Source organism: Micromonospora sp. NPDC049257 (genome assembly GCF_040678915.1).
Taxonomy (GTDB): Bacteria; Actinomycetota; Actinomycetes; order Mycobacteriales; family Micromonosporaceae; genus Micromonospora; species Micromonospora antibiotica.
On record NZ_JBFAQU010000006.1, the window covers coordinates 177,856 to 203,691 of the forward strand.

Genomic DNA, 25,836 nt, shown 5'->3' on the forward strand with positions numbered 1-25,836 from the left:
TGCCTGTCCACTGCCGCCGCGTCGAACGGGGACCGTGATCGCCTCGGTCGGCACCTCCGGGACGGCAGGCGTCCCGGGGCAGCGTCACCGGCAGGGTTCGCCGGCCGGCACGTCGTCCCCGCCGCCCGGAGCACAGCGACGGTAACCCCGTCGAGGGGCGCGGGCGGCGGTCACTCGACGACCGGCAGCACCACCTCGTTGTGCCGCAGGAACCACGGCTTCCACGGCGGGTCGAACCGGGCGTACCGGATCGCCCCCGACGGGGTCAGCCCGGCGTCGGTGACGGCCCGGCCCAGCGCGGTGGCCCGCTGATCGAAGGCCCGGTCGGTCCACCGCCCGGCGAACCGGACCGCTGCGGCCAACTGCTCCGGGATCTCCCGGACGGTGATCCGGGGGTCCTCCGGTTCGGGCACGGTGGCCGGGCTGAGCCGCGCCGGCAGCACGAACCACACCCGCCAGGCCCCGGGCCGGTCGCCCTCCTCCTGGACCACCGGTGCGGTCATCGCGATCTGCTCGGAGCCGGTCGCCGCCTGGACCACCGGCCCGTTCGTGCCCATCCGGCGGCGGGACCGGTTGGCCCCGGACAGATACGCCGCCAGCGGCCGGAACGCGGCGGTGCCGGCGGCGGCGAACCCACCGTCGATGCGCAGTTCGGCGACCAGGTGGGCCGGGTACCGGCGCAGCTCGAAGCCGGGGTGCCGGCCCAGCACCCGGTACGGCTGCCGCTCGGTCATCGGACACGCTCCCGGTCGCGGGGGATCTTCTCCACCGCAACGCTACCGCCCGTGCGGGGTTTCCTCCCGGGGAAGCGGAACGGTCCGCCAGTACTGCCGTCTGCCCTCATCCCGGACGACCACGCCGAGCCGGGCCAGTTCACCGCGCAGTTCCCGGGCGTCGCGCTGCCGGCCGGCCTCGACGGCCCGCTGCCGCGCGCCCAGCAGCGGGTCCGCCCCCGGCGGCAGTTCGGGCAGCCCCGCCACCCACCGGCGGTAGGCGTCCCGGTGCGGATCGCCGTCCTGCCACGGCCAACCGTGCTCACGGAAGGCGTCGCCCAGCCGTCGTCCGCTCAGGTCGGACCGATCCCGGGCCAGTTCCGCGCCGGCCGGGCCGAGCAGCACCAGCTCCTTGCGGTCGACGAAGACGGCGGTGACGGTGCGTCGGGCCAGCTCGCGGTCGACGCCGTCGCGGCGTAACCGGACCCCGCCCCGGTCCACCGTGACGATCAACCGCTCCCGGGTGCCGACGTAGGCGAGGAGCAGCCCGGCCAGCATCCCGAGCAGCAGGCCCCCGACCAGTGCCCGCTGGTACGGCAACCCGGCGACCAGTTCGAACCAGCCCTGCACCGGAGCCCAGGGCAGCCCGGCCACCCAGTCGGCGACCATGGGCAGCCGCCCGCCCAGGGCGCCGCCCAGCAGCGGGAAGCCGACCCACATCACCAGCAGCTCCCCGACGTCACCCCCGACCGTGGTCGGTGCGCCCGGCTCCCGCGCCCGCATGGTCAGTGCACCTCCCGCCGCATCGTGCGCACCAGCCCGGCGGCGAGCGGCGCGACCACCCAGACCAGCAGGGACACCCCGAGCCGACCCCACTGCCCGGCGGTCACGTCCGGGCCGAGCAGCGGCTCCATGGTGATCGAGGTGTCCAGCCAGCGGGCCGGGCCGTGCAGCGCCGAGATCATCGCGGACAGGATGCCCCACACGGTCGGCAGGAGCAGCGAGGTGACGATCGCCAGTGGGGTGTTGAGCAGCAGCAACCCGAATCCCGCGCCGATCAGCACGTTGATGGCCTGGAACACGGCGGCGTGCCCGGCCAGTGCCGGGTCGAAGTTCCAGTCGCCCGCCCCGCCGGTGACCCCGGCCAGCAGGGTGCCGACGGCGGCGACGGCCAGGCTCACCAGCACCGACGCCAACGCGGCGAGCAGCACGGCGGCGAGCTTGGCGACGATCACCCGTTCCCGGCGCGGCACCAGGGCGAACGTGGTCAGCGCGGTGCGCTGGGACCACTCGGCGGTGATCGACAGGATGCCCAGCACCGGCAGCAGCAACGCCACCGGCGCCAGCGACGCGGTGAAGAAGTTGCTGAAGGTCTGCCCGGCGTCGTCGACGAAGCGCAGTTGCAGCGCGACGATCGCGGCGGCGATCAGCCCGATCGAGGCCAGCAGCCAACGGCCGGCCCGGGTGTCGCCCAGCTTGCGCAGCTCCACCCCGATCAGCCGGGCCAGGGACGGGCCGGGGACCGCCTTGCGGACGGTGCCGGGGGGAGTGGTAGTCATGGTGGTCACTGCACGGCCTCCTTGGTGCTCGCGCCGGCGGTCAGGGTGAGGAAGAGCTGTTCCAGGCCACCGCCGCCGGCCGGCCGCAGCTCGGTGAGGACCAACCCGGCGTCGGCGGCGGCCTGCCCGACGGCGTCGGATTCGGCGCGGACCACGCACCCGCCGTCGGCGTTGGCGGTGGCGTCCAGCCCGGCCCGGTCGAGGGTGAGCCGCAGGGCGTGCGGGTCGCGGGCCCGGACCAGGGTGCCCGCCCCGGCGAGCAGTTCGTCCTTGCCGCCCTGGGCGACCACCCGGCCGCCGCCGATCACCACCAGCCGGTCGGCGACCGCCTCCACCTCCCGCAGCAGGTGGGAGGAGAGCAGCACGGTGCCGCCCCGGTCGGCGAAGTCGCGCAGCAGGCCGCGCATCCAGAAGATCCCCTCCGGGTCCAGGCCGTTGGCCGGCTCGTCGAGGACCAGCACCCGGGGCTCGCCCAGCAGCGCCAGCGCCAGGCCGAGCCGCTGCCGCATCCCCAGCGAGTACGCCCCGACCCGCCGCTTCGCCGCCACCGGGTTCAGGCCCACCCGGTCCAGGACGGCGGGCACCCGGTCGGCGTCCACGCCCATGGTCCGGGCGGCCAGGGTCAGCGTCTCCCGCCCGCTGCGCCCGACGTGCTGCGCCGAGGCGTCCAGCAGCACACCCACCTCCCGACCCGGGTTGGGTAGCTCCCGGTAGGGCTGGCCGGCGACGGTGGCGGTGCCGGAGCTCGGTCGGGTCAGCCCGCAGAGCATCCGCATGGTGGTGGACTTGCCCGCCCCGTTCGGGCCGAGGAAGCCGGTCACCGTGCCGGGCTCGCAGCGGAAGGAGACGTCGTCGACGGCGGGGTGCGGGCCGTACCGCTTGGTGAGGTTCTTCACGGTGATCATGCCGTCGAGCCTGTCGCGACCACCCGGCCGGGCGCTGCGGCCGGCGGTCGAGTGTCACCCCTACCTAGGTCTACCGGCAGACCTCGACTTTGGTTGGTGTCCGGGCGGCCGGCCGGGTTTCTAGCATGGGTGGGTGAGTGCTGCCGTCGTACCCGATCATCCCTGGCTGCTGCCGGGGGCGCTGACGCCCGAGACGAGGGCATCCCGCCGTACGCCCCGGGACTGGCTGGTCGACACGGTGGCCTTCCTGCTCGCCGTCGGCTGGGCGCTGGTGGGCTTCGGCGACGCGGTGTCGCCCGACCCGCAGTTCGCCCACAACGCCGGGCCGCCCTGGCTGGTCGGGGTGGACCTGGCGGCGGGCCTGATCTTCTGCGCGGCCCTGTGGCTGCGCCGGCGCTGGCCGGTCGGGCTGGCCGTGGCGGGCCTGCCGCTGGCCCTGTTCTCGGTGACCGCCGGGGTGGCGCTGCTGGTCGTGGTGTTCACCGTGCTGGTCCACCGGCCGCTGCCGATCGGTGCGGCGCTGGTCGGCTTCCACCTGGCGGTCATCCCGCTCTACACCGTCGTGCGCCCCGACCCGACGCTGCCCTACCTGGCGACGGTGGCCTGGACGGTGATGTTCGTCGGGATCGTGGTGGCATGGGCGCTGTTCGTCCGGGCCCGCCGGCAGCTCGTGCTGTCGCTGCGCGACCGCGCCCACCGGGCCGAGGCCGAGCAGCAGCTCCGCATCGAACAGGCCCGGCAGCTGGAACGCAACCGGATCGCCCGGGAGATGCACGACGTGTTGGCGCACCGGATCTCGCTGCTCAGCCTGCACGCCGGGGCGTTGGAGTTTCGCCCGGACGCGTCACCGCAGGAGGTGGCGCGGGCGGCCGGGGTGATCCGGGGCAGTGCGCACGCCGCGCTACAGGACCTGCGTGAGGTGATCGGGGTGCTCCGCGCCGACACCTCCGGCGGCGACGCCGCACCGGAACGCCCCCAGCCGACCCTCGCCGACGTGCCCGCGCTGGTCGCCGAGTCCCGGGCCGCCGGGGTACGGGTCACCCTGGTCGACGAGGTCGCCGACCTGGCGGGGGTGCCGACGGCGGTGGGGCGCAGCGCGTACCGGATCGTGCAGGAGGGGCTGACCAACGCGCGCAAGCACGCCCCCGACACGGCGGTCGGTGTCCGGCTGGCCGGCGGGCCGGGTCGGGAGTTGGCCGTGGAGATCCGTAACCCCTGGCCGGTGGGCTCACCGGCTGCGGGCCTGCCCGGTGCCGGCACCGGGCTGGTCGGCATCGCCGAGCGGGTCAACCTGGCCGGTGGCCGGCTGACGCACGGCCGGGACGGCGCGACCGGCGACTTCCGGCTGGCCGCCCGGCTGCCGTGGCCGGCATGAGTCGCCCGGTTGCCGTGCTCGGCACGGGCTGTCCGGTTGCCGTGGCCGTCCCGGCCTGTCCGGTCGTCCTGGCCTGTCCGGTCGTCCCGGTCTGTCCGGTCGTCCCGGTGGGCCCGGGCCGCCCGGTCGGGACTGCCGAGCGGGTGGCCGGTGGTGTCCGGTGACCGGTCTGCCAGACAGCGACGACGGCCCGGTGCGGGTGTTGATCGTCGACGACGACGCGCTGGTCCGCGCCGGGCTGTCGATGATCCTCGGTGGGGTGCCGGACGTCCGGGTGGTCGGCGAGGCGGCCGACGGCGACGAGGTGCCCGCCGCCGTCGCCGCGTGCGCGCCCGACGTGGTGCTGATGGACATCCGGATGCCCCGGGTGGACGGGCTGGCCGCCACGGAGGCGCTGCGGGCGCTGCCGCACCCGCCGGAGGTGCTGGTGCTGACCACCTTCGACGCCGACGAGCAGGTGCTGCGGGCGTTGCGGGCCGGCGCGGGCGGTTTCCTGCTCAAGGACACCCCACCCGCCGAGATCGTCCGGGCGGTGCGGCGGGTGGCGGCCGGTGAGGCGACCCTGTCGCCGACGGTGACCCGCCAGCTGATCAGCCACCTGACCATCGGGCCGACACCGGGAGCGGACCCGCGTCGGGACCGGGCGCTGCGGCTGCTGGCCGGGCTCACCGAGCGGGAACGGGAGGTCGCGGTGGCGCTCGGCCACGGCCGGAGCAACGCGGAGATCTCGGCGGAGCTGTTCATGAGCGTGGCGACGGTCAAGGCGTACGTGTCCCGGCTGCTGACCAAGCTGGCGCTCAACAACCGGGTCCAGGTGGCGCTGCTGGTGCACGACGCGGGCCTGGCCTGACAAGCGGAAACCGGACCTGGGTCGGTCCGGCTGCCCGGTGCCGACGAACAGGTGGCGCTGCTGGCGGTCGCCCGGGCCGGTGCGGTGGTGGACGGCGTGCAGGTGTTGACGCCGGAGGATCTGCTCACCGCCTGGGGGGATTGAACCGACGCCGGTCACCGCCCGTACCACTGCGCGAGGATGCGTTGCGGCGATTCAGCCGCAACTGCTGCCGAGCTGCGGGAGGCCTGCCGTGCGAGTTGGTGAGCAGTCGACGGACCCCATCGATCAGGTTCTGGGTGAGGTGCCGGTGCCCGTCTCGTTGACACCCGAGGACGTCCGGCTCGCGGTACGGGCGGTCGTGGTGCACGCCGCCGAGGAGTGGCCCAACGGGCCGCTGTGCCGCAACGACGGGTCGTCGTACCCGTGCCGGTTGCACCGTTGGGGACGACGGGTGCTGGAGAACCACGGGTTGAACGATCGTCAGATCGACGCGCTGATCCGGCACGGAAATCCGTTCGTGCACGTGCCCTTCCCGTTCACCTACACCACGCCCCGGCCCGGGACGGCACCGGCGCGGACCGCCCCGGCGGCGGCCGGCTATCCGGCCCGTGGCCAGGTCGGCCGGCCCGGGACACCCGGGGCGCGGCCGTCCGCTGCGGGGATGCGGCCCGCAGTGCGTGGCGGCGTGCCGGGACGGCCGGTGACACCCCCGGCCGCCGCGCCGCGCTGGCCCCGGGCGAGCTGAGCGCTCAGGCCCGGCCGACGCCTCCGGTACCCCGATGCCGGCCCGGCCCCGATGATCCCGTGGGGCCGGGCCGGCATCGGCTGCCGCGCGGGTCAGCGGCTGACGCCACAGTCGGGCGCCGCCCAGCTGGTGCGGTTGGTCGACTTGTCGCGGTTGTTCTCCCGCCGGGAGTCGACGTGGACGTGGTCGTCGTGGCCGGCGTACCCGGGGCCGTAGATGCCGCTGAACCCGTGGTCACGGGAGGCGCGGGCCACCTCGCACAGTGACCTGCTCCCCGAGGTCAGGTCGGCGGCGTTGCCGTAGAGGTGCTGGCTGTCCGAGGCCCCGCCGACCTGCTTGTTGCAGCGGGAGTCGCGGAAGCCGCTGGTGACGTTGAGCGGCTTGTCACCGAGGCTGCGCCGCAGCGCCTCCAGTTTCCACATGGTGCGCACCGAGGTGGCCTTGGTGTCGGTGGCGGAGAGCGGGCCGCCGCTCCACCCGCCCTTGCCGCAGCCGGCGTCCAGCTCCCGGTAGCTGAAGTGGGCCGGCGTGCAGTCGTTGTCCTGGAGCTGGTAGAGCTTGTTGAAGGTCTGCTTGCCGGCGATGCCGTCGCTGCGCAGCCCGTACGCGCTCTGGAAGCGCTTGACCGCCGCGGCGGTCTCGGGACCGAAGTCCCCGTCGATCCGGACGATTCCCCCTCGTCCCGCCCAACCGGCGACCCGGATCTGCAACTGGCGGACGTCGTCCCCGGAGCGACCCTGGTAGAGGTCGCGTTTCCAGGTGTAGCAGCCGTCGGCGTGGGCCGCTGGCGCGGCGGCCACCGTGGCGATCGCGGCTCCCGGCAGAGCCAGGGCGAACGCGACGAGTGCCCGCTTCACAGTGTTCTGGCGCACAGAAGTCCTCCCGATTGGAAGTGATTGGGGTGGTGAACAGGGCATCGCCCGGGACGTCCTGCGACCTCCACCCTGACAGCTGACGAGCTGATTCGTGGTGATAAAGGGGAATTGTCCTCGCGATTAGTGATACCTGGGTATTGCCTGTGAAATGCGGGGAATAGTAATTCGGTCAGGTCGTACCGACCGGGGACGGATTTCGCTACCAAGGCGAAGCCTGTCGAAACTGACCAGTCGGGCACCGAGGGCGATGGGGGTTCGTGACCGGGACCCGGTAACGTCGTCCCGGCCGGCGAGGTCGGGGAGGTGCACGTGGCGCGGGGCGGGGTCTTCTGTGTCGAGGGGCAGTGGCACCGCGACCTCAACGAGCGCGGCTCCGTGCTGCCCACCCTCGAACTGCTCGAACGCCTCGGCCGCATCCGCTACATCCACAAGGACGCCGCCACCCGCGACGAGCTGTTCTACTTCCTCGACCGCTGGCTGCTCAAGCAGTACGCCGATCACCGGGTCGGTTTCTTCGCCATGCACGGCGAGCCCAGCCGGCTCTGCCTCACCGACTGGGATTCCGTCGAGCTGGCCGACGTCGCCGAGCGGATGGCCGGCCGGGGTGAGGGCCGGCGGCTCTACTTCGGCAGCTGCTCGGTGCTGCGCGCCTCCGACGCCACGCTGCGCGACTTCCTCGACGTCACCGGCGCGGCCCTGATCTGCGGCTTCACCCGCGAGGTCGACTGGGTCGAGTCGGCCGCCTTCGAGACGGTGCTGCTCGACGTGCTCGCCAACGGCCAACGGCACAACGCCGCCGAGCTGCGGATGGGCTCGGCGCACTGGGCGCCGCTCGCGGCGTACCTCGGCTTCCGGGTCATCTATGCCAACGGCCGAGCCTGGCGGCCCACCGTCCGCCCCCGGGTCCCCGCCCAGCCGGCGCGGGGTCGGGTCACCGGTCGCCCCGGCTGACGCCACCGGGGCCACCGGCCGGCGGACCTGGTAGAACCGGGGGATGGCACGCAGCATCGCAACCAACACCCGGGTCGACCGGGACGCCCTGATCGAATTCGTCCGCCCCCGCCACCGGGTCCTGCTGATGACCACCCGGGCCGACGGCCGGCCGCAGTCCTCCCCGGTCGCCTGCGGGGTCGACGCCGCCGGGCGACTGGTCATCTCCAGCTACCCGCAGCGCGCCAAGGTCGCCAACATCCGCCGGGACCCCCGGGTCTCCGCCTGCGTGCTCTCCGACGACTGGGACGGCCCCTGGGTGCAGGTCGACGGCACGGCCGAGGTGCTCGACCTGCCCGACGCGCTGGACCCGCTGGTGGAATACTTCCGCAGCATCTCCGGCGAGCACCCGGACTGGGACGAGTACCGGGCGGCCATGGTGGCGCAGGGCAAGTCGCTGATCCGGGTCACCATCGGAAGCTGGGGCCCGATCGCCACCGGCGGCTTCCCGGCCAGCCTCGCCGACTGACCCCGCCGGCCGGGCCGGCACCGCCGTCGCCCGGCCCGGCGCGGCTCAGCCGACCAGGGCGGCGTAGACGAGCTGACGCAGCTGGGAGCGCAACGGGTAGGTGCTCGACGGCATCAGCTGGGTGAACAGCAGGGCGGTGATCTCCTCGGCCGGGTCGACCCAGAACGCGGTGCTGGCCAGCCCACCCCAGTAGAACTCGCCGACGCTGCTCGGCACCTTGGCCGGGACCGGGTCCTGCACCACGGCGAAGCCCAGGCCGAAACCGATGCCGTCGAGCACCGTCTCGGCGAACCCCTGCGGCTGCAACGACGCCAGGTCACCGCCGCCGGGCAGGTGGTTGCGGGTCATGTAACGCACCGTGCGGGGCCCGAGCAGTCGTACGCCGTCCAGCTCGCCGCCGCGCAGCAGCAGCTGGGTGAACCGGTGGTAGTCGGCGGCGGTGGAGACCAGCCCGCCCCCGCCGGAGAAGCACTCCGGGCGGGTCAGCGCGGCGGCACCGAGCTGGTCGGCGCGGACCGCCCGGCCGGTGCCCGGGTGCGGGGTGTAGAGGGCGGCGAGCCGTTTGGCGTCGGCCGGGTCGACCCAGAACCGGGTGTCCGTCATGCCCAGCGGGGTGAGGACCCGCTCGGTGAGGAAGTCGGCCAGGCTCTGCCCGGAGACCACCTCGATGAGCCGGCCGAGCACGTCGGTGGAGACCCCGTAGTTCCAGCCGGTGCCGGGCTGGAACAGCAGCGGCAGCTGCGCCATCCCGGCGCTCGCCCCGGCCAGGTCCAGCCCCGGCGGCACGCCGAGGTCGTAGCCGGCGGCCCGGTAGAGCGCGTCGACCACCGAGGTCTGCGCGAAGCCGTAGGTGAGCCCGGCGGTGTGGGTGAGCAGGTGCCACACCCGGATCGGCTCGACCGCCGGCACGGTGTACGGCTTGAGCGCCGAACCCCTGTCGAAGACCCGGACGTCGGCGAACTCCGGCAGCCAGCGGCTGATCGGGTCGGTCAGCTCGAACCGGCCCTCCTCCCACAGCATCATCGCCGCGACCGAGGTGATCGGCTTGGTCATCGAGTAGATCCGCCAGATGGTGTCCGGCTCGACCGGGCTGCCCGCCTCCACGTCGCGCAGCCCATGGACCGAGGAGTGCGCCACCTCGCCGCGACGGGTGACGACGATCTGCCAACCGGCCAGCCGCCCGTCGTCGACGTACCGGCCGAAGTGTTCGTCGATGCGGGCCAGACGGGCCGGGTCGAAGCCGGTACGGGCCGGGTCGGTGCTGGGTGCCACGCTCACCCGCCGAAACTACTAGCCGGTACGCGCCGGACGAAAGGTGCGGTGGTGGTGTCGGTGCTCGCACTTAGGGTGGGGTGGTGCCGCAGACCATCGAGGACGAGACGTTCCGCCACACCGACTGGTACGCCGAGGAGCTGGTCGACCGGCACTTCGTGCGTTGCGTCTTCACTGACGTCGACCTGACCGAGGCGGTCACCCGGGGTGCCTCGTTCACCGGGTGTGACTTCGGCGGGGTGTCGTTCAACTCCTCCCGGCACACCGACTCGGCCTTCGTCCGCTGCGGGTTCCGCCGGTGCAACCTGTTCGAGGCCGAGTTCACCGGTTGCAAGCTGGTCGGCAGCACGTTCGACCAGTGCGCGTTGCGTCCGTTGCGGGTGTCGGGCGGGGACTGGTCGTTCGTCGGGTTGCCCGGGGCCGACCTGCGGGGCGCGCAGTTCAGCGACGTCCGGATGCGGGAGGTCGACCTGTCCGGGGCGGACCTGACCGGCGCGACCCTGGCCCGGGTGGACCTCTCGGCGGCCCAGCTGCGCGCGGTGCGTCTCACCGGGGCCGATCTGCGGGGCAGCGACCTCACCGCGTTGGACCCGACGGCGGTCGAGCGGGCCGGCGCGGTGATCGACCCGACCCAGGCGATGGTGCTGGCCGGGGCGCTGGGTTTCGAGATCCGCTGACGGCCCCCTATCGTTGATCTTCTGGCCATTTCGCGGCTGAGCTGGTCTTTCATATTAGGTAGGAAACTTTCCGCGGCACGCACTTGGTAACAAACTGGAAACGCCCACCCGCTGGCATATGGCGCATGGCGGCCCTGGAATGAAAACGTGAGAACGCTCACGGCGCGACCGCACCCCCTCCCCGACCGGTCGCGGGCGTCGGGCTGGGGAGTGGGACATACGTGAACGACCAAGAGACCTGGCGGATCGGGCCGGGCCCGACGACGCGCATCGCCCAACGGCGGGAGGCCCGTCGTCGGCAACGCCGCCGCTGGGCGATCGGTTCGGTGGCCGGCCTGGCCTGCCTTGCGGTGCTGGTGACCTATCTGGGCCCGGACCCGGACCCGGCGGAGCCCGACCTGGTGCTGCCGGCCGGTGCGCCGACCCCGGCCGGTTATCCGACCGGGGCGACGGGGGTGGGCGTGTCGGCCGAGGCCGGGGTCGTCGCACCCGGCCTGCAGCCCCGGGAACGCACCCCGCCGCCGCCGAGCGGGCCACCGACGCCGACGGCCACCCCGGCGGCGTCCCCGGCCGCGCCGACGCTGAGCGTCTCCCGGGCCGAGGTGCCCGCCGAGGTGGACCTGACCGCCCTGGGCGCCCGGGACTGGGTGCACTGGGGCCTCAACCGGCCGGAGACCCTGATCCGTAAGAGCGGCGGCACCGGTGAGATCCGCGACGAGGGCGGCCGGGGTGCACGCGACCGGTACGACACCAATCCCGAGTTGTTCGGGTGGCGTGACGGTGCCGGGGTGCCGGCAGTCTCCGCCACCGCCACCGGTGTGTTCGTCTGCGGGGTCGGTAACGGGTTCGCGCTGGCCGTGACCGGCGACGGTGAACCGCGTACGGTGCACCTCTTCGCCGGCACCTGGATGGCCCAGGGTCGGTTGGACGTGCGGCTGTCCACCGGCGGCGCGACCCGCACGCTGCGGCTGGAGGACCCGCACACCACCCACACCGCCCAGTTCGTCATCCGGTACCGGGTGCCCCGGGGTGAGCAGCTGCTGATCCGCTGGACCGTCGAGAAGACCTTCAACAGCAGTTGCGGCAACGTGAACCTCCAGGCGGCAGCGGTGCGTTGAGTCGTTCGCCCGCCTTTGGGGTTTATGTCGGGATAGCGTGGCCGGGTCGATGCCACGAGCTACCCGGAGGCGCAGATGTCGACCGACGAGCAGGTGCTGGACAGCCCCGAGGGCTGGGTCGCCGATCACATCCGGCGGTACGTCGCGACCGGCGGTGCCGAGGGGCACGAGTGGCAGCCGGGCGTCTACACGCTGCTGCTGACCACCCGGGGCCGGCGCAGCGGCAGGCTACGCCGCACCGCGCTCATCTACGGGCGGGACGGCGACGACTACCTGATCGTCGCCTCCCAGGGTGGTGCGCCCCAGCACCCCTCCTGGTATCTCAACCTGCTCGACGAACCCGACGCGCAGGTGCAGGTGGGCCCGGAGACGTTCGCCGTCCGGGCGCGGACCGCCGAGCCGGCGGAGCGGGCGCGGATGTGGCCGAGGATGACCGGCATCTGGCCGGCCTACAACGAATACCAGAGCAAGACCGACCGGGAGATCCCGGTGGTGGTGCTGCAACGGCGCTGACCACCCGGGTGGCGTCCACCGGTCGGGCTCAGCCGGTCGGCTGGCCCCGGTCGGCTGGCCCCGGTCGGCTGGCCCCGGTCGGGGTCAGGTCGGGTCCGGCGCGGCCGGATCGGGCGCGTCGGGTTCGGCACGGAAGTGCCGGCTCGGCGCCACCAGCAGCGGGGCGGCCAGCGCGGCCAGCGCCCCGCCGAGCAGCGGAAAGACGATGAACACCCACAGCTGCCGGAGCGCGGCACCGCCCTCGAACACGGCCGGACCGAACGACCGGGCCGGGTTGATCGAGGTGCCGTCCAGGGTGATTCCCACCAGCAGCACCGCCACCAGGGCCAGGCCGATCGCCAGACCGGCGAAGCCGGCGTGCTCGACCCGGCTCGTCACCACCAGCACCACCAGCACGAACAGGAACGTCAGGATGACCTCCAGCACCGCCGTGCCACCCCGGTTGATGTGCACCCCGTAACCGTTGGTGCCCAACGCTCCCGTCTGGTCCGCCACGCCACCCCAGCGGACCAGCCCCCAGATGACGAAGCCGGCCACCGTGGCCCCCACGAACTGCGCGATCCAGTACGCGACCGCGCCGACCACGGAGATCTTGCCGGAGAGCAGCACCCCCATCGTCACCGCCGGATTGAGGTGCGCGCCGGAGAGCGGGCCGATCGCGTACACCAACCCCACCAGCACGAACCCGAAGGCCAGCGCCACGGCCACCACGCCGCCCTGGAGTTGGGCGAAGACGGCGGTGCCCACCCCGGCGAGGACCAGCAGCAGGGTGCCGAGCAGTTCTGCGGCGTACCGTCGGGCAGCGTCCATGCGCTCAGGGTAGGAAAGATCAGGGGGCTGAGGAGCGGAAACGTGGATGTTCTGCGGATTCGCCGATAGCCGGCGCTCTATTTGACGAACCTCCGGGCGGCAGGCACCGTGGGTGGGGAGGGCGGCACGAAGACGCCCCGAATCACCCGGCGGGCACCGGTTCGCCGCAGGGAACGCGCACGTGTCGTCGAGCGACGTTCCGACCCTGATGATCCCGATGATCCCGAGGAGTCCCACCATGCTCACGATGACCGACAACGCCGTACTCGTGATCCGTGACCTCGCCGCCCAGCAGGACGTGGCCCAGGACGGCGGGCTGCGGATCGCCGCCGACACCGAGGCCGGTGCGCTCACCATCGAACTGGTGCCCGTGCCGGCGCAGGGCGATCAGGTCGTCGACACCGAAGGGGCCCGTATCTTCCTCGACCCCGACGCCGCCGAACTGCTCAACGACACCTCCGTGGACGCCTCCGTCGACGACGAGGGCGTGGTCCAGTTCGGCTTCACCGAGCAGGAGTGACCCGGTCAGCGGGCCCACCGGTGCTCCCCGCCGCGGTGCGGCCGGGTGAACCCGTCCCGGTCGTCGACGCCCGTCGGCGGGCCCCGACGACGCCCGTCGACCGGCCCGGTCAGCTCCGACAGCACGTGCGCCAGATGGTGCGACGTGCTCCATGCCGTCCAGTTCGCCGGTGACCCGGCCCCGGTGACCCGGCGGGCCCGCCGCAGCAACTCGTGGTCACCCCAGGAGAACCCCGCCCCGGCGGCCGGCCAGTGTGCGGCGGTGACCAGCGTGCGGCACAGGTCGGCGAACCGTTCGTCGCCCCGGCCACCCCGCCGCGACCAGCGGTAGATCCACCACCCGTCGTCGGTGGTGTACCGCACCGTCGGCAGCCGGTCGCCCGGCTCCACGTCGCCCGGCGGGGCGGGGACCACGCCGTAGTCGCCGTACCCGACGCCCAGGTCGGTCAGCCGACGCCAGAACAGCCAGTCCCAGCGGTCCACCCGGACCGGTTCGTCGGTGCGCAGCCGGGACAGCGACGGCGGCATCCCGCCGGCCGCCACGGTCACCGTGCGCCAGGCGTGCCGGCAGGCCCAGTCCACCACCCGGCGCACCCGGGGCTCGGCGACCCGCAGGTCGGCGAGGCAGCACACGTCACCGGTGTCGACCAGCAGGTCACACTGCTCCGGGACCAGCCCGGTCCGCCGCCAGATCCGCTCCACCGCCGTCGTCGTGGCGTCCGGGCCGGCCCGGTCCCGGCCGATCCGCAGCCGGACCACCGCACCCCGGGCGTACGCCCGACAGGCCGCGCCGTGTGCCGCCAACCGCCGGTCGCCACAGGCCAACCCGACCACCGGCAGGACGGGCAGGTCCCACCGGGCCAGCTCGCCGGCCGGCCCGTCGGGCAGGGCGCAGACGTCGACGGCCGGCACCAGACCGGCGGGCAGCCGGCGCAGCAGATCGGGCAGGCCGGTATCGGCCGGGGACACGTCGAGGACCGGGGCGACCAGGGGAGCCGAGGCGCTGTCGAGATGACCCAGCGCCTCCAGCTCACCGCGTCTGCTGGTGAGGATGGGGCGGTAGACCGGTTCCGCCACCCGACCCCCGGGGGCGGGCACCATACCTCAATCTACCGGGCCGACCGGCCCTGCCACAGGGGTTGCCGGCAATCGTCCTGACGGATCGGCACCGTACCCGGGGCCCTCCACATCGGGCATTGACAGTGGTCGGTGCCGGTGGTGGCATGGGTGGGCGGTACGCCGGGCGTGGAAGGGCATCCGATCACCATGTCCCCGCTCCATCCTGCCCGGAAGGCGTACCCCCATGACATCGTCGTGTCACCGTGCCGGCCTGCTCGCGGCGTTGACCGCCGCCGCGCTGCTGCTGGCCGTTCCGCTGCCCGCCCGTGCGCTCGCGGTGCCCGAGCCGAGCACCCCGGTCACCGGCAACGCCACCCACTTCGACGGCCTCGGTGCCCCGTACGGCGGCTGCGGCCTGCCCCAGGCGGAGCTGGACTCGCCGGACTTCGTCGCGCTCAACGCCTACGACCTGCCCGGTGACTACTCGTCGTACCCGCTGCGGCCGATCCCGGCCAGCCAGGCGGCGAAGATCGGGCTGTGGAACAACGGCCTCAACTGTGGTCGCTTCGTGCGGGTCACCATCGGCGACTACTGCACCGGCGTCAACGACGGCGCACCGGGGCAGCCGTTCTGCCGCAACGGTTCGTGGACCACGGACGCCTACAACGGGGCGACCCTGACCATGGTGGTGGCGGACAGCTGCGGCGACGGCAACGCCTGGTGCCGTGACGACCCCTACCACCTGGACCTCTCCACCGCCTCGCTCAACCGGTTCGTGCGCAACGGGACGCCGGTGGGGGACCTGAACCCCACCCACTGGAACAACCGGCACGTCTCCTGGTCGTTCGTGCCCGCGCCGGACTACTCCGGCGACATCCGGATCGGCTTCATGAAGGGCGCCCAGCGGTACTGGCCGGCGATCGCCGTCTCGCACCTGCCCAACGGCATCCACGGGGTGGAATACCTGGCCGGTGGGGTGTGGACGGCCGCCACCATGAACAGCGACATGGGACAGTCGTACGTGATCGGGGCGACCGCGTCCGGTGGCACCGACTTCCAGATCCGGGTCCGCGACGCGGCCGGCACGCTGGTCAACAACGGTCGGGTCTACCGGTTCGCGCTGCCCGCCTCCTGCGGTGGGACGTGCTCGGCGGCGTACACCCGGGCCGACTACACCACCTCGGACGGGACGACCCCGACCCCCACCGTGACGCCGTCGGCCACCCCCACCGTGACGCCGACCGGCATCCCCACCGGCACGCCCGCGCCGGTGGCCGGTTGCTCGGCCGGATACCGGGTGACCGGCTACTGGTCGGGCGGCTTCCAGGCCGAGGTGACGGTGCGCAACGTCGGCAGCACCACCATCACCGGCTGGACCACCGCGCTGACCTTCGCGGGGGCACAGCAGATCGCCTCGTCCTGGAACGCCACGGTCAGTCAGTCCGGCCGGCAGGTCACCGCCACCAACGCCAACTACAACGGCAGCCTGCCGCCCGGCGCGACCACCAGCTGGGGCCTGGTCGGCACCGGTGACAACCAGGCCCCGACGGTGCTGACCTGCGCCGTCCGCTGACCCACCGCCGAGCCGGTGCCCCGACCCCGGTCGGGGCACCGGCCGGTCGTCACCCTGCCGGGTGCGTCGGCAGCAGACCGGGACCTGCCGCTGCCGGGTGCGCCGTGTCGCCGGCTCACCGGTCGTCCGCCGGCGGGGCGAGCCGCACCCCGACCCCGCGCACGGTGTGCAGGTAGCGCGGCTGCTGGGCACTCTCCCCGAGCTTGCGGCGCAGCCAGGACAGGTGCACGTCGACGGTCTTGTCCGCCCCGCCGTAGGGGATCCGCCAGACCTCGGTGAGCAGCTCCCGTTTGGTCACCACCGCACCGGGCCGGCCGGCGAGGTGGTGCAGCAGGTCGAACTCGCGCGGAGTCAGCTCCACCGGTACGCCGTCCAGGGTGACCTGGCGGGCGCGCGGGTCGACGCGCAGCCCGCCGACCGCCAGCACGGCCTCGCCGTCGGGCCGGTCGGGGCTGCCCCGGCGCAGCACCGCCCGCACCCGGGCGTCGAGCTGCACGGCGGTGAACGGCTTGACGACGTAGTCGTCCGCCCCGGCGTCGAGCAGCCGGACGATCTCCCGCTCGTCGTCGCGGGCGGTGGCCACGATCACCGGTACGGCGCTGACCGCACGCAGCATCCGCAACAGCTCGCCGCCGTCGAGGTCGGGCAGGCCGAGGTCGAGCACCACCAGGTCGGGCCGGTCGTCGAGGGTGTGCCGCAAACCCTCCATCGCGGTCGACGCGGCGGCCACCGCGTGTCCCCGGTCGCGCAGCGCCCGGACCAGCGGGGTACGGATGGTCAGATCGTCCTCGACGAGCAGCAGTCGGGCCACCCCAGCAGGCTAGCCCCGGTCGCCGACCCGCCCGCCGGCCGGGCGCAGCTCCGCAGGCGGGGCGCAGCTCGGCCGATGGGCGGAGTTTGCGCAGCTCACGGCGGGTTTATGTCAGCTACTGGACATGCGGTCGACTGGTGGTAGCCGGCATGACCGACATATTTTCGAGGTACGGATCCGGGTCGTACGGCGCGGATCGTGGAGTCACCCCCCATCGCTCCCGGCCCGAGAAGGTGGCCGGCAGGCAGGAGCACCATGTCCAGCACCGGTCCCCGGCGTCGCCCGGCCACCCAACCCGTCCCCGGCCGCGACGACGTGGCCCTGGCCGATGCCCAACTGGTCAGTTACCGGCAGACCGGCATGCCCGCCTCGGCCCGGATGCTCTACGCCGTGGTGCACGCCAACGGCATCCTGGCCCGTGGTCTCGGCGCGGCCTCCGCCACCCGGCTCGCCCCCGGCATGTACCAGGTCGTCTTCGACCAGGACGTGAGCCGGGCCGGTTACGTGGGCACGATCGGGTTGGCCGGCAGCGCCGGGCTCGCGCCGCCCGGTGGCATCAGCGTGGTGGGGCGGACCGGCATCCCCAACGGGGTGTTCGTCAAGACGTTCGCCACCGACGGCAGCGTCTCCGACCGTCCGTTCCACCTGGCGGTGTTGGCCTGAACGGGCGCACGGCGCCGTACGACCCACCGGCCGTCCGTCGCCGCGCTCCGACCGTCTCCCACCATCGCAGCCATCCGGCGGTACGCCAGCGGGGACCTGGTTCGACCGGTGCGATCGCCCGCGCCGGTCTGGAGTGGTCGTTGCCCGATCCGGCGACGGGCAAACCTGCCCGGGGCGGGGAATTCCATCATCTGCACGGCCCGGCGTGATCTGTCGTCGTTGCGGGTATGAGCGGAACATGGAGCATTTCACGATCGCGACGGTCGCCCAGAAGAGCCCAGACTTCCGCCGGGTGCTCTGGACCGGCGAGAAGACCCAGTTGGTGATCATGACCATTCCGCCGGGCGGCGAGATCGGCGAGGAGGTCCACGACGGGATCGACCAGATCCTGACCTTCGTCAGCGGCACCGGTGAGGCCCGGGTCGGCGGGGAGACGCGGGAGGTCGCCCAGGGTGACCTGGTGGTGGTGCCGGCCGGGACGAAGCACAACTTCGTCAACACCGGGCCCAACCCGCTGGTCCTCTACACCGTCTACGGCCCGCCGGAGCACGCCGACCAGGTGGTGCACCGGACCAAGGAGGAAGCCGACGCGGCGGAGGCCGCCGGCCAGGACGAGCCGCCGACGTCCTGACCCGGTGCCGCCGCCGACCGGCGGAGCCGACCGACAGGGCCCCTGCCCACGCCCGGTGCGTGTGGCCGGGGCCCTTCGTCGTCGTCGAGATCCGGCAGGTCCGCTACTGCTCGCCGGTGGCGCCGACGCCACCGGCGTCCCGTGGGACGTGCCGTCCGTGGGACGCGGATCGGCACCCGGGCGGCCGGCGGTCACCGCACCGGTACGCCGGAGACGTCGACCGTCTCCGGATACTTGAGCCCCGATCCGGTGTTCAGCACCACCACCCGCTCGTCGGCCCGGATCCAGCCGCCGGCGCGCAGGTGGCGGGCGGCGGTCAGGCAGGCCGCCCCCTCCGGGCAGAGCAGCAACCCCTCCCGGGCGGCGAAGTCCCGCAGGTCGGCGAGGATCTCCGCGTCGTCCACGGCGACCGCCGTGCCGCTGCTCTCCCGCAGCGCGGTCAGGATCAGCTCGTCGCCCAGCGGGGCCGGCACGGTGATCCCGAAGGCCACCGTGTGCGCGTCGACCCAGGGCCGGGCGCGGTCCTCCCCGGCGGCGAACGCCCGGACGATCGGCGCGCAGCCGGTGGACTGCACGGCCACCAACCGGGGCAGCTTGTCGCCCACCCAGCCCAGCTCCCGCAGCTCGTGCAGGGCCTTGTGGATGCCGATCAGGCCCACCCCGCCACCGGTCGGGTAGATGATCACGTCGGGCACCTGCCAGCCGAGCTGCTCGACGATCTCGTACCCCATCGTCTTCTTGCCCTCCAGCCGGTAGGGCTCGCGCAGTGTGCCGGCGTCGAAGACGGCCCCGTCGGCGTCGGCCACCAGCTCGGCCACCCAGCGTCCGGCATCGCCGATCAACCCGTCGACCAGGCGCAGGTCGGCCCCGGCGGCCACGCACTCGCGGCGGCAGATGACCGGGGCGTCCAACGGCATCACGATGGTCGCCGCCATCCCGGCCCGTGCCGCGTACGTCGCCCAGGCCGCCCCGGCGTTGCCGTTGGTGGGCATGGCGAGCCGTCGTACGCCCAGCTCCCGGGCCCGGCTCACCCCGACCGCCGCCCCCCGGGCCTTGAACGACCCGGTCGGGGTGAGTCCCTCGTCCTTGACGATCAGGTCGGCGATGCCGATCTCGTGGCCGTACGCCGGGGCGCGCAACAGCGGCGTCCACCCCTCACCCAGCGTGGTGACGTGCCGCTCGTCGGCCACCGGCAGCAGTTCCCGGTAACGCCACAGGTCGGCGGGGCGCAACCCGAACCGCTCGGGGGTCACGGCGGCGGCCACCGCGGCCAGGTCGTAGCGGGCCAACAGCGGCGAGCCGCACGTGCAGAGGTTGGTGAGCCGGCCGGGGTCGTGCTCCCGACCGCAGCGGGGACATTCCAGGTGGGTCAGGTACACGATGCTCCTCGCCGTCGGCCCGGGTCGATGCTCGGCACACCGGCATTCTCCGGCAATCCGTCCGGGTTCGCCGGGGGCGCGGCATGTCCGCTCCGATGTCGGGTAGAAGGGTCGGCATGGACCTCGACCAACCCACCGTCCTGCTCCCCGGCGACGTCCGGATGCCGCTGCTCGGTTTCGGCACCTGGCAGGCCACCGGCCAGGCCGGCTACGACGCGGTGCTGGCCGCGCTGGACGCCGGCTACCGGCACCTCGACACCGCCACCATGTACGGCAACGAGGAGGAGGTGGGTCGGGCGGTGCGGGAGAGCGGGTTACGCCGCGAGGACGTCTTCATCACCACCAAGCTGCCGCCGGACCGGGTCGGCCGGGAACGGGAGACGCTCGAGGCGAGCCTGCGGGCGCTGGGCACGGACCACGTCGACCTGTGGCTGATCCACTGGCCGCCGTCGTCACCGGCGGACAGCATCCCGGTCTGGCGCGAGCTGCTGGCCGCCCGGGACGAGAACCTCACCCGGGCGGTGGGGGTGAGCAACTACGCCACCGCCCAGCTCGACGAGCTGATCCAGGCCACCGAGGAGAACCCGGCGGTCAACCAGATCCGGTGGAGCCCGACGCTGTACGACCGGCAGCGGCACACCGAGCACCGGGACCGGGGGATCGTGCTGGAGGGCTACAGCCCGTTCAAGGCCAGCGACCTGGCCGACCCGGTGCTGACCCGGATCGCCGCCGCGCACGACGTCTCCCCGGCGCAGGTGGTGCTGCGCTGGCACGTCGACCACGAGATCGTGGTGATCCCGAAGTCGGTGACCCCGGAGCGCATCCGCGCCAACGCCGACATCTGGAACTTCTCGCTGACCGCCGAGGAGATGCGCGACATCGACGCCCTGGGCGGTTGAGCCCGGACGGGGTGCGGGGGCGTGACCGGCCGGTCACGCCCCCGCATGGTGGTGGGTGGTGTGGGGTCAGACGCGGGCGCAGGCGACGCCGTTGAGCGAGAAGCTGGTCGGCGCCGAGTACGTCCCGTTCAGCGAGCCCTGGTAGCCGAAGGTCGCGGTGCCACCGGGGGAGATGCTGCCGTTGTGCGCGGCGTTGCGGGCGGTCACCGTCGACCCGCTCTGGCTGACGGTGGCGTTCCACGAGCTGGTGACCTGCTGCCCGCTGGGCAGGTTGTAGGTCAGGGTCCAGCCGTTGATGGCGCCGGAGCCCCGGTTGGTGATCGTCACGTCGGCGGTGAACCCGTTGTTCCACGAGTTGGACGTGTACTTCACCGCGCAGCCGCCGCCGGTGGGCGGGGGCGTGGTCGGCGGGGCGGTGGTGGGCGGCGGGTTGCCGCCGGTGTTGACGGTCTGGGAGAAGTTGGTGACGGCGAGCCCGGCACCGCCCTGCCACGGCTCGAAGCCGGCCTGGATGCTGGTCAGGTACCAGTCGTTGGTGATCGCCCCCCGGTTACGGGTGTCGGCGATGAAGTCCAGCACGTTGAAGCTCATGCCCTGGATCGCCGACGGCGCGACGTAGGAGATGACGTTGTTGCCGCCGTTGTTGCCGCGCCACACCTCCCAGCTGCGGCCCGCGATGTTGGCGTTGCCCACCGGGGAGCCGATCGGCTGGATGCTGCCCTGCCGGTTGAACCAGATCATGATCTCCATGGCGTTGACCCCGTCCCGCTTGGGCGACGGGTCGAGCCAGATGTCGTAGGCGGCGTCGTAGATCGCGCCACCCACGTAGTTGAAGGAGATGCTGCCGGGGGCGCTGCTGATCGACTTCACCTGGGCCGGCAGGTTGGTGCCCGGCGAGCAGTTGGTGTAGTGGCAGCCCACGAAGATCGAGGGGTACGACACCGGTGCGCCGTTGGTCGGCGCGGAACCCTGCTGGCTGGTGATGTTGAAACCGCTGCCGGTGACGTTGATGCACTGCTGGGCGGTGGTGCCCCAGCGGTTGTTCTGGACCACGTACCGGCCGCCGATGACGGTGGAGCCGTACTGCTCGCAGATCTGGGTGTCGGCGGAGGCGGTGCCGCCGACGGCGACGGCCACGATCGTGCCGACGGCCAGGAGGCCGGCGGCGGCGAGGGCCCGCAATGGACGCTTCATGATGCTCCTTGGCTGCGGCGCGGGGCGCCGGACCTTGTCTCGGATATGACCGGGAGCGCTCCCATGGTCCCTGTCACATTTACACACTTGAAACTGTTGCGCAACTGAACCGGTTAAGTTAACGGGCGATCATGTCCACGTACGTGAACCACGTCCTACCGGTTGGGCGCGAGCAGCGCGCGGGCCGTCCGGGCCTGGAGCGCCGCCTCCCGCAGCACCGCCGCCAGCCGGTTCCGCGCCTCCGGCCCCAGCCGGTCCACCGGCGCGGCCACCGAGATCGCGTCCACCGCCGGCTCCCGCAGCGGTACGGCCACCGCCACCGCCGCCAGCCCCGGGCTGCACTCCTCCCACTCCTCGGCCCAGCCCCGCCGCCGGACCGCCGCCAGCTCGGCCCGCAGCGCCTCCGGCGTGGTGACCGTCCGCCCGGTGGCCGCCGCCAGCGGCCACTGGAGCAGCCGGTCGACCTCCTCGTCGGTCCGCGCGGCGAGCAACGCCTTGCCGGCCGCGGTGGCGTGCGCCGGCAGCCGACGCCCCACCGCGCAGACCGGCCGGACGATGTGCGCCGAGTCCCGCCGGGCCAGCAGCACCACCGAGCCGCGGTCCAGGCGGTAGAGCTGGACCGTCTCTCCGGAGCACCCGGCGAGCCGGTCCAGGGTCACGTCGTAGAGGGCGGCGGCGTCCGCGCCGGCCAGGAAAGCCGCCCCGACCTCCAGCGCCCGCAGGCCCACCGAGAACCGGGTGCCGGTCGGATCGGCGGCCACCCACTCGCGGTCCAACAGGGTCCGCAGGATGGCGTGCAGGCTGCTCTTGGGGATGCCCAGCGCCCGGCTCAGCTCCACCGGCGAGCGGGGGCCGGCGGGGGCGGCCAACGCCTCCAGCACGTCCAGCGCGCGGCCCGCCGACTTGACCGAGCGGTATGACTCGTCCGTCGTCACGCCGTCACTCTAGTGAGACGAACGACTTCCGGCCCATGGGTATTCTTCAATCGAACGGCGTTCGACGGGCTGAACCACTTTCTGTCCAGTCCGGAGGGTGGCGATGGGTCTCACCGGCCCTGGTGTGCGCCGATCGCGCGGAGTAGTGTCTTGCCTTCACCGCGTACCGATCCCCTCCGGAGGCGTACACCACCATGCGTGGCTCCCCCCTGCGCATCCTCGTCGTCGGCGCGGGCATCGCCGGCCTGGCCGTCGCCCGGGCCCTGCGGCTGGCCGGCTTCCGGCCCGACGTCACCGAGAAGCTCCCGCCCAACGAGCTCGCCGACACCGGCCTCTACCTGCCCGGCAACGCCGCCCGCGCACTACGACGACTGGACCTCGACGGCCCGGTCCGCCCCCTCGGGCAGGTGATCCACCGCCAGCGCTTCCTCGACGCCGCCGGCGACCCGCTCTGCGAGGTGGACCTCGACACGCTCTGGGCCGAGGTGGGTGAGTGCCGGGCGCTGCCCCGCCGCGACCTCTACCAGGTGCTGCTCAGCGGGGCCGGGGGCGCGGTGCGGCACGGCGCCGAGGTGAGCACCGTGGAGCTGCTGCCCGCCGGGGTCGCGGTCACCTTCACCGACGGCACCGGCGGCGAGTACGACCTGGTGATCGGTGCCGACGGCCCCCGCTCGGCGGTCCGCTCCCTGGCCGCGCTCGGCGGTCCACCCCGCCCCGCCGGCCAGGTGGTCTACCGGGGCGTGGTATGCGACGGCCCCGACGTCGCCGACTGGACGGCGCTGCTCGGCCGGCGGGCCGGCTTCCTCGTGGTGCCGCTCGGTGCCGGGCGGCTCTACTGCTACGCCGACGAGGCCGGCACCGTCGCCCCGGCCGACCCGGTCGCCCGGCTGCACGAACTCTTCGGCGGCTACGGCGGGCCGGTCCCGGCGGTGCTGGCCGCCTGGCGCGACGTGCAGGTCGGGCTCACCGACGAGGTCGAGCTGGGCCGCTGGCACCGGGGCCGGGTACTGCTGGTCGGCGACGCCGCGCACGCCACCGCACCCACCCTGTCCCAGGGGATCGCCATGGCGCTCGAGGACGCGGTGGTGCTCGCCGAGTCGCTCCGGGCCGCCGGCAGTGTCGAGGCGGCCCTGGTCGCGTACGAGAGCCGTCGTCGTCCGCGTACCCGATGGGTGCGGGACCGGACCCGGGACCGCAACCGCACCCGCGACGTGCCGCCGGCGCTGCGCGACCCGTTGCTGCGCGGGCGGGGCGGGCGGATCTTCGGCGAGCACTACCGGCTCCTGGTCGGCCCGCTGTAGGCCCGACGATAGGCCGGACATGGTGCCAGAGCACCCCGAGCGGTGCTGCCACCTACCGGGGACTAACATCCTTTCGGATGACGGCCCGCAGCTGACGACGCGTGCCGAGCGGGACAACCGAGAACCGGAGGCCATTCGTGACCACCGTCGCACCCAAGCCGGTCGTGACCCGGCCATGGCCGGTCCGAGAGCCGGTCAAGGGGTCGGCCATCGCGCGGCTGCTGCGCACCACGGACGCGAAGCAGATCGGGATCATGTACATGGTCACCGCGTTCGTGTTCTTCATGATCGGTGGCCTGATGGCCCTGGTCATGCGAGCCGAGTTGGCCCGACCGGGCATGCAGTTCCTGTCGCCGGAGCAGTACAACCAGCTGTTCACCATGCACGGCACGATCATGCTGCTGTTCTTCGCGACCCCGATCGTGTTCGCGTTCGCCAACTACGTCGTGCCGTTGCAGATCGGCGCCCCCGACGTCTCGTTCCCCCGGCTGAACGCCTTCGCCTACTGGCTGTACCTGTTCGGCGGCACGATGGCGACCGCCGGTTTCCTCACCCCGGGCGGCGCCGCCGACTTCGGCTGGACCGCCTACACCCCGCTGAGCAGCATCGAGCACTCGCCCGGCGTCGGCGCGAACATGTGGGTCGTCGGCCTGGCCATCTCGGGTCTGGGCACCATCCTCGGCGCGGTCAACCTGATCACCACGATCCTGACCCTGCGCGCCCCCGGCATGACCATGTTCCGGATGCCGATCTTCACGTGGAACATGCTGGTCACCAGCCTGCTGGCGATCCTGGTCTTCCCGCTGCTGGCCGCCGCGCTCTTCGCGCTGGCCGCGGACCGGCTGCTCGGCGCGCACGTCTACGACCCGGCCACCGGCGGCCCGATGCTGTGGCAACACCTCTTCTGGTTCTTCGGTCACCCCGAGGTGTACATCATCGCGCTGCCGTTCTTCGGCATCATCACCGAGATCATCCCGGTCTTCTCCCGCAAGCCGATCTTCGGTTACAAGGGTCTCGTCGCCGCCACCATCTCCATCGCCGCCCTGTCGATGAGCGTCTGGGCGCACCACATGTTCGCCACCGGCCAGGTGCTGCTGCCGTTCTTCAGCTTCCTCAGCTACCTGATCGCCGTGCCGACCGGCATGAAGTTCTTCAACTGGATCGGCACCATGTGGCGGGGCCAGATCACCTTCGAGACGCCCATGCTGTTCGCCGTCGGCTTCCTGGTGACCTTCCTCTTCGGTGGTCTGACCGGGGTCCTGCTGGCCAGCCCGCCGCTCGACTTCCACCTGCACGACAACTACTTCGTCGTGGCGCACTTCCACTACGTGCTCTTCGGCACCATCGTGTTCGCCGTCTTCGGTGGCATCTACTTCTGGTTCCCCAAGATGTTCGGCCGGATGCTCGACGAGCGCCTGGGCAAGATTCACTTCTGGCTCACGATGATCGGCTTCCACACCACCTTCCTGGTGCAGCACTGGCTCGGCGCCGAGGGCATGCCCCGCCGGTACGCCGACTACCTGCCCGGCGACGGCTTCACCACGCTCAACATGATCTCCACGATCGGCGCGTTCATCACCGGTATCTCGACCCTGCCGTTCATCTGGAACTGCTGGAAGTCGTACAAGACCGGGCCGGTCGTCGAGGTGGACGACCCGTGGGGCCACGGCAACTCGCTGGAGTGGGCGACCAGCTCCCCGCCGCCACTGCGTAACTTCGACCGGATGCCCCGGATCCGCTCCGAGCGCCCGGCGTTCGACGCGAAGTTCCCCGAGCTGGCCGCCGGCCAGAGCCTCGCCGGCCCGCCGGAGGGTGGTGCCAAGCCACTGACCAGCGAGGTCAACGGCGGCGCCAGCTACCAGGAGGACACCTCCGGGAACCTCGACCAGCGCTGACGCCCGACCCGAACCGCCGAAGGGCACCGCACCCCACCGGGGCGCGGTGCCCTTCGCTTTTCGCGGTGCCCTTCGGCTTCCTCAGGATGACCGAGGAGGAGGGGCCGGCGGAGATCACACCCTG

The 25,836-nt window shown here is 72.8% G+C and carries 27 protein-coding genes; 15 read left to right on the forward strand and 12 right to left on the reverse strand.

What is annotated here, in order from left to right; translation table 11 throughout:
• Nucleotides 1-170: 170 nt before the first annotated feature.
• Genes AB0K25_RS12560 through AB0K25_RS12575 form a run of 4 tightly spaced genes read right to left on the reverse strand, consistent with a single transcriptional unit; the run spans nucleotide 171 to nucleotide 3,177 of the window.
• Nucleotides 171-734 carry a heme-binding protein gene (locus tag AB0K25_RS12560; protein ID WP_219467641.1) on the reverse strand — a complete coding sequence of 188 codons (564 nt, stop codon included), beginning with the start codon at nucleotides 732-734 and terminating at the stop codon, nucleotides 171-173.
• A 42-nt stretch (nucleotides 735-776) separates the two neighbouring features.
• Nucleotides 777-1,496 carry a hypothetical protein gene (locus AB0K25_RS12565; RefSeq protein WP_219467644.1) on the reverse strand — a complete coding sequence of 240 codons (720 nt, stop codon included), beginning with the start codon at nucleotides 1,494-1,496 and terminating at the stop codon, nucleotides 777-779.
• 2 nt (nucleotides 1,497-1,498) lie between these two features.
• Nucleotides 1,499-2,272: an ABC transporter permease gene (locus tag AB0K25_RS12570; RefSeq protein WP_219470712.1), complete on the reverse strand. Its 774-nt coding sequence runs from the start codon at nucleotides 2,270-2,272 to the stop codon at nucleotides 1,499-1,501.
• Nucleotides 2,273-2,277: 5 nt separating this feature from the next.
• Nucleotides 2,278-3,177 carry an ATP-binding cassette domain-containing protein gene (locus AB0K25_RS12575; protein ID WP_219467647.1) on the reverse strand — a complete coding sequence of 300 codons (900 nt, stop codon included), beginning with the start codon at nucleotides 3,175-3,177 and terminating at the stop codon, nucleotides 2,278-2,280.
• A gap of 133 nt (nucleotides 3,178-3,310) precedes the next feature.
• On the opposite strand from AB0K25_RS12575, the gene AB0K25_RS12580 reads away from it, so the two are divergent.
• From AB0K25_RS12580 to AB0K25_RS12590, 3 genes are all read left to right on the forward strand, one after another.
• Nucleotides 3,311-4,552 (forward strand): histidine kinase, encoded by a 1,242-nt coding sequence (locus tag AB0K25_RS12580; protein WP_219467652.1) that lies wholly within the window; start codon nucleotides 3,311-3,313, stop codon nucleotides 4,550-4,552.
• A gap of 73 nt (nucleotides 4,553-4,625) precedes the next feature.
• Entirely contained in the window at nucleotides 4,626-5,402 is a 777-nt protein-coding gene (locus AB0K25_RS12585; protein ID WP_219470713.1) for a response regulator transcription factor, read from the forward strand.
• 289 nt (nucleotides 5,403-5,691) lie between these two features.
• Nucleotides 5,692-6,129: a hypothetical protein gene (locus AB0K25_RS12590; RefSeq protein ID WP_307799679.1), complete on the forward strand. Its 438-nt coding sequence runs from the start codon at nucleotides 5,692-5,694 to the stop codon at nucleotides 6,127-6,129.
• A gap of 92 nt (nucleotides 6,130-6,221) precedes the next feature.
• Here AB0K25_RS12590 and AB0K25_RS12595 read toward each other — a convergent pair whose 3' ends face one another.
• The gene (locus AB0K25_RS12595; RefSeq protein WP_363820089.1) at nucleotides 6,222-7,001 is read right to left on the reverse strand and encodes a D-Ala-D-Ala carboxypeptidase family metallohydrolase; all 780 of its coding nucleotides are present in this window, start codon (nucleotides 6,999-7,001) and stop codon (nucleotides 6,222-6,224) included.
• A 312-nt stretch (nucleotides 7,002-7,313) separates the two neighbouring features.
• Between AB0K25_RS12595 and AB0K25_RS12600 the strand changes: the two genes are divergently transcribed.
• Nucleotides 7,314-7,955: a hypothetical protein gene (locus AB0K25_RS12600; RefSeq protein WP_208569675.1), complete on the forward strand. Its 642-nt coding sequence runs from the start codon at nucleotides 7,314-7,316 to the stop codon at nucleotides 7,953-7,955.
• A 43-nt stretch (nucleotides 7,956-7,998) separates the two neighbouring features.
• Nucleotides 7,999-8,463, forward strand: coding sequence for a PPOX class F420-dependent oxidoreductase (locus AB0K25_RS12605; protein ID WP_219467658.1), 465 nt, complete (start codon nucleotides 7,999-8,001; stop codon nucleotides 8,461-8,463).
• A 45-nt stretch (nucleotides 8,464-8,508) separates the two neighbouring features.
• Here the strand turns inward: AB0K25_RS12605 and AB0K25_RS12610 are convergent, their stop codons facing one another.
• Entirely contained in the window at nucleotides 8,509-9,741 is a 1,233-nt protein-coding gene (locus tag AB0K25_RS12610) for a serine hydrolase domain-containing protein (RefSeq protein WP_363820093.1), read from the reverse strand.
• A 77-nt stretch (nucleotides 9,742-9,818) separates the two neighbouring features.
• Between AB0K25_RS12610 and AB0K25_RS12615 the strand changes: the two genes are divergently transcribed.
• From AB0K25_RS12615 to AB0K25_RS12625, 3 genes are all read left to right on the forward strand, one after another.
• A complete protein-coding gene (locus tag AB0K25_RS12615) occupies nucleotides 9,819-10,412 on the forward strand; it encodes a pentapeptide repeat-containing protein (protein WP_219467663.1) in 594 nt (197 codons plus the stop codon).
• Nucleotides 10,413-10,633: 221 nt separating this feature from the next.
• Nucleotides 10,634-11,530 (forward strand): hypothetical protein, encoded by an 897-nt coding sequence (locus AB0K25_RS12620; RefSeq protein WP_308291033.1) that lies wholly within the window; start codon nucleotides 10,634-10,636, stop codon nucleotides 11,528-11,530.
• A gap of 75 nt (nucleotides 11,531-11,605) precedes the next feature.
• Entirely contained in the window at nucleotides 11,606-12,043 is a 438-nt protein-coding gene (locus AB0K25_RS12625) for a nitroreductase family deazaflavin-dependent oxidoreductase (RefSeq protein ID WP_208569599.1), read from the forward strand.
• A gap of 84 nt (nucleotides 12,044-12,127) precedes the next feature.
• On the opposite strand, the gene AB0K25_RS12630 is transcribed toward AB0K25_RS12625, so the two are convergent.
• On the reverse strand, nucleotides 12,128-12,853 hold the full coding sequence (locus AB0K25_RS12630) for an aquaporin (protein ID WP_208569598.1): 726 nt from the start codon (nucleotides 12,851-12,853) through the stop codon (nucleotides 12,128-12,130).
• Nucleotides 12,854-13,091: 238 nt separating this feature from the next.
• Here AB0K25_RS12630 and AB0K25_RS12635 point away from each other — a divergent pair, with 238 nt between their 5' ends.
• Nucleotides 13,092-13,373, forward strand: coding sequence for an iron-sulfur cluster biosynthesis family protein (locus AB0K25_RS12635; RefSeq protein ID WP_208569597.1), 282 nt, complete (start codon nucleotides 13,092-13,094; stop codon nucleotides 13,371-13,373).
• Between the two features lie 5 nt (nucleotides 13,374-13,378).
• On the opposite strand, the gene AB0K25_RS12640 is transcribed toward AB0K25_RS12635, so the two are convergent.
• Complete coding sequence (locus AB0K25_RS12640) at nucleotides 13,379-14,473, reverse strand: beta family protein (RefSeq protein WP_363820098.1); 1,095 nt, start codon at nucleotides 14,471-14,473, stop codon at nucleotides 13,379-13,381.
• A 202-nt stretch (nucleotides 14,474-14,675) separates the two neighbouring features.
• Here AB0K25_RS12640 and AB0K25_RS12645 point away from each other — a divergent pair, with 202 nt between their 5' ends.
• The gene (locus AB0K25_RS12645) at nucleotides 14,676-16,004 is read left to right on the forward strand and encodes a cellulose binding domain-containing protein (protein WP_363820101.1); all 1,329 of its coding nucleotides are present in this window, start codon (nucleotides 14,676-14,678) and stop codon (nucleotides 16,002-16,004) included.
• 115 nt (nucleotides 16,005-16,119) lie between these two features.
• Here AB0K25_RS12645 and AB0K25_RS12650 read toward each other — a convergent pair whose 3' ends face one another.
• Nucleotides 16,120-16,815, reverse strand: coding sequence for a response regulator transcription factor (locus tag AB0K25_RS12650; protein WP_357534755.1), 696 nt, complete (start codon nucleotides 16,813-16,815; stop codon nucleotides 16,120-16,122).
• 255 nt (nucleotides 16,816-17,070) lie between these two features.
• On the opposite strand from AB0K25_RS12650, the gene AB0K25_RS12655 reads away from it, so the two are divergent.
• Both AB0K25_RS12655 and AB0K25_RS12660 read left to right on the forward strand, forming a co-directional pair.
• Complete coding sequence (locus AB0K25_RS12655) at nucleotides 17,071-17,478, forward strand: hypothetical protein (protein ID WP_219467676.1); 408 nt, start codon at nucleotides 17,071-17,073, stop codon at nucleotides 17,476-17,478.
• A 238-nt stretch (nucleotides 17,479-17,716) separates the two neighbouring features.
• Nucleotides 17,717-18,109, forward strand: coding sequence for a cupin domain-containing protein (locus AB0K25_RS12660; protein WP_219467678.1), 393 nt, complete (start codon nucleotides 17,717-17,719; stop codon nucleotides 18,107-18,109).
• A gap of 191 nt (nucleotides 18,110-18,300) precedes the next feature.
• Here AB0K25_RS12660 and AB0K25_RS12665 read toward each other — a convergent pair whose 3' ends face one another.
• The gene (locus AB0K25_RS12665) at nucleotides 18,301-19,488 is read right to left on the reverse strand and encodes a threonine synthase (protein ID WP_219467681.1); all 1,188 of its coding nucleotides are present in this window, start codon (nucleotides 19,486-19,488) and stop codon (nucleotides 18,301-18,303) included.
• Nucleotides 19,489-19,604: 116 nt separating this feature from the next.
• Between AB0K25_RS12665 and AB0K25_RS12670 the strand changes: the two genes are divergently transcribed.
• Nucleotides 19,605-20,387, forward strand: coding sequence for an aldo/keto reductase (locus AB0K25_RS12670; protein ID WP_219467684.1), 783 nt, complete (start codon nucleotides 19,605-19,607; stop codon nucleotides 20,385-20,387).
• Between the two features lie 66 nt (nucleotides 20,388-20,453).
• Here the strand turns inward: AB0K25_RS12670 and AB0K25_RS12675 are convergent, their stop codons facing one another.
• Together AB0K25_RS12675 and AB0K25_RS12680 are read right to left on the reverse strand one after the other, a co-directional pair.
• Nucleotides 20,454-21,581, reverse strand: coding sequence for a cellulose binding domain-containing protein (locus tag AB0K25_RS12675; protein WP_363820106.1), 1,128 nt, complete (start codon nucleotides 21,579-21,581; stop codon nucleotides 20,454-20,456).
• Nucleotides 21,582-21,736: 155 nt separating this feature from the next.
• On the reverse strand, nucleotides 21,737-22,516 hold the full coding sequence (locus AB0K25_RS12680; protein WP_219467689.1) for an IclR family transcriptional regulator: 780 nt from the start codon (nucleotides 22,514-22,516) through the stop codon (nucleotides 21,737-21,739).
• A 194-nt stretch (nucleotides 22,517-22,710) separates the two neighbouring features.
• Here AB0K25_RS12680 and AB0K25_RS12685 point away from each other — a divergent pair, with 194 nt between their 5' ends.
• Nucleotides 22,711-23,817 (forward strand): FAD-dependent monooxygenase, encoded by a 1,107-nt coding sequence (locus AB0K25_RS12685; RefSeq protein WP_363820109.1) that lies wholly within the window; start codon nucleotides 22,711-22,713, stop codon nucleotides 23,815-23,817.
• 137 nt (nucleotides 23,818-23,954) lie between these two features.
• Nucleotides 23,955-25,712, forward strand: coding sequence for a cytochrome c oxidase subunit I (gene ctaD / locus AB0K25_RS12690; protein WP_219467692.1), 1,758 nt, complete (start codon nucleotides 23,955-23,957; stop codon nucleotides 25,710-25,712).
• Nucleotides 25,713-25,836 lie beyond the last annotated feature (124 nt).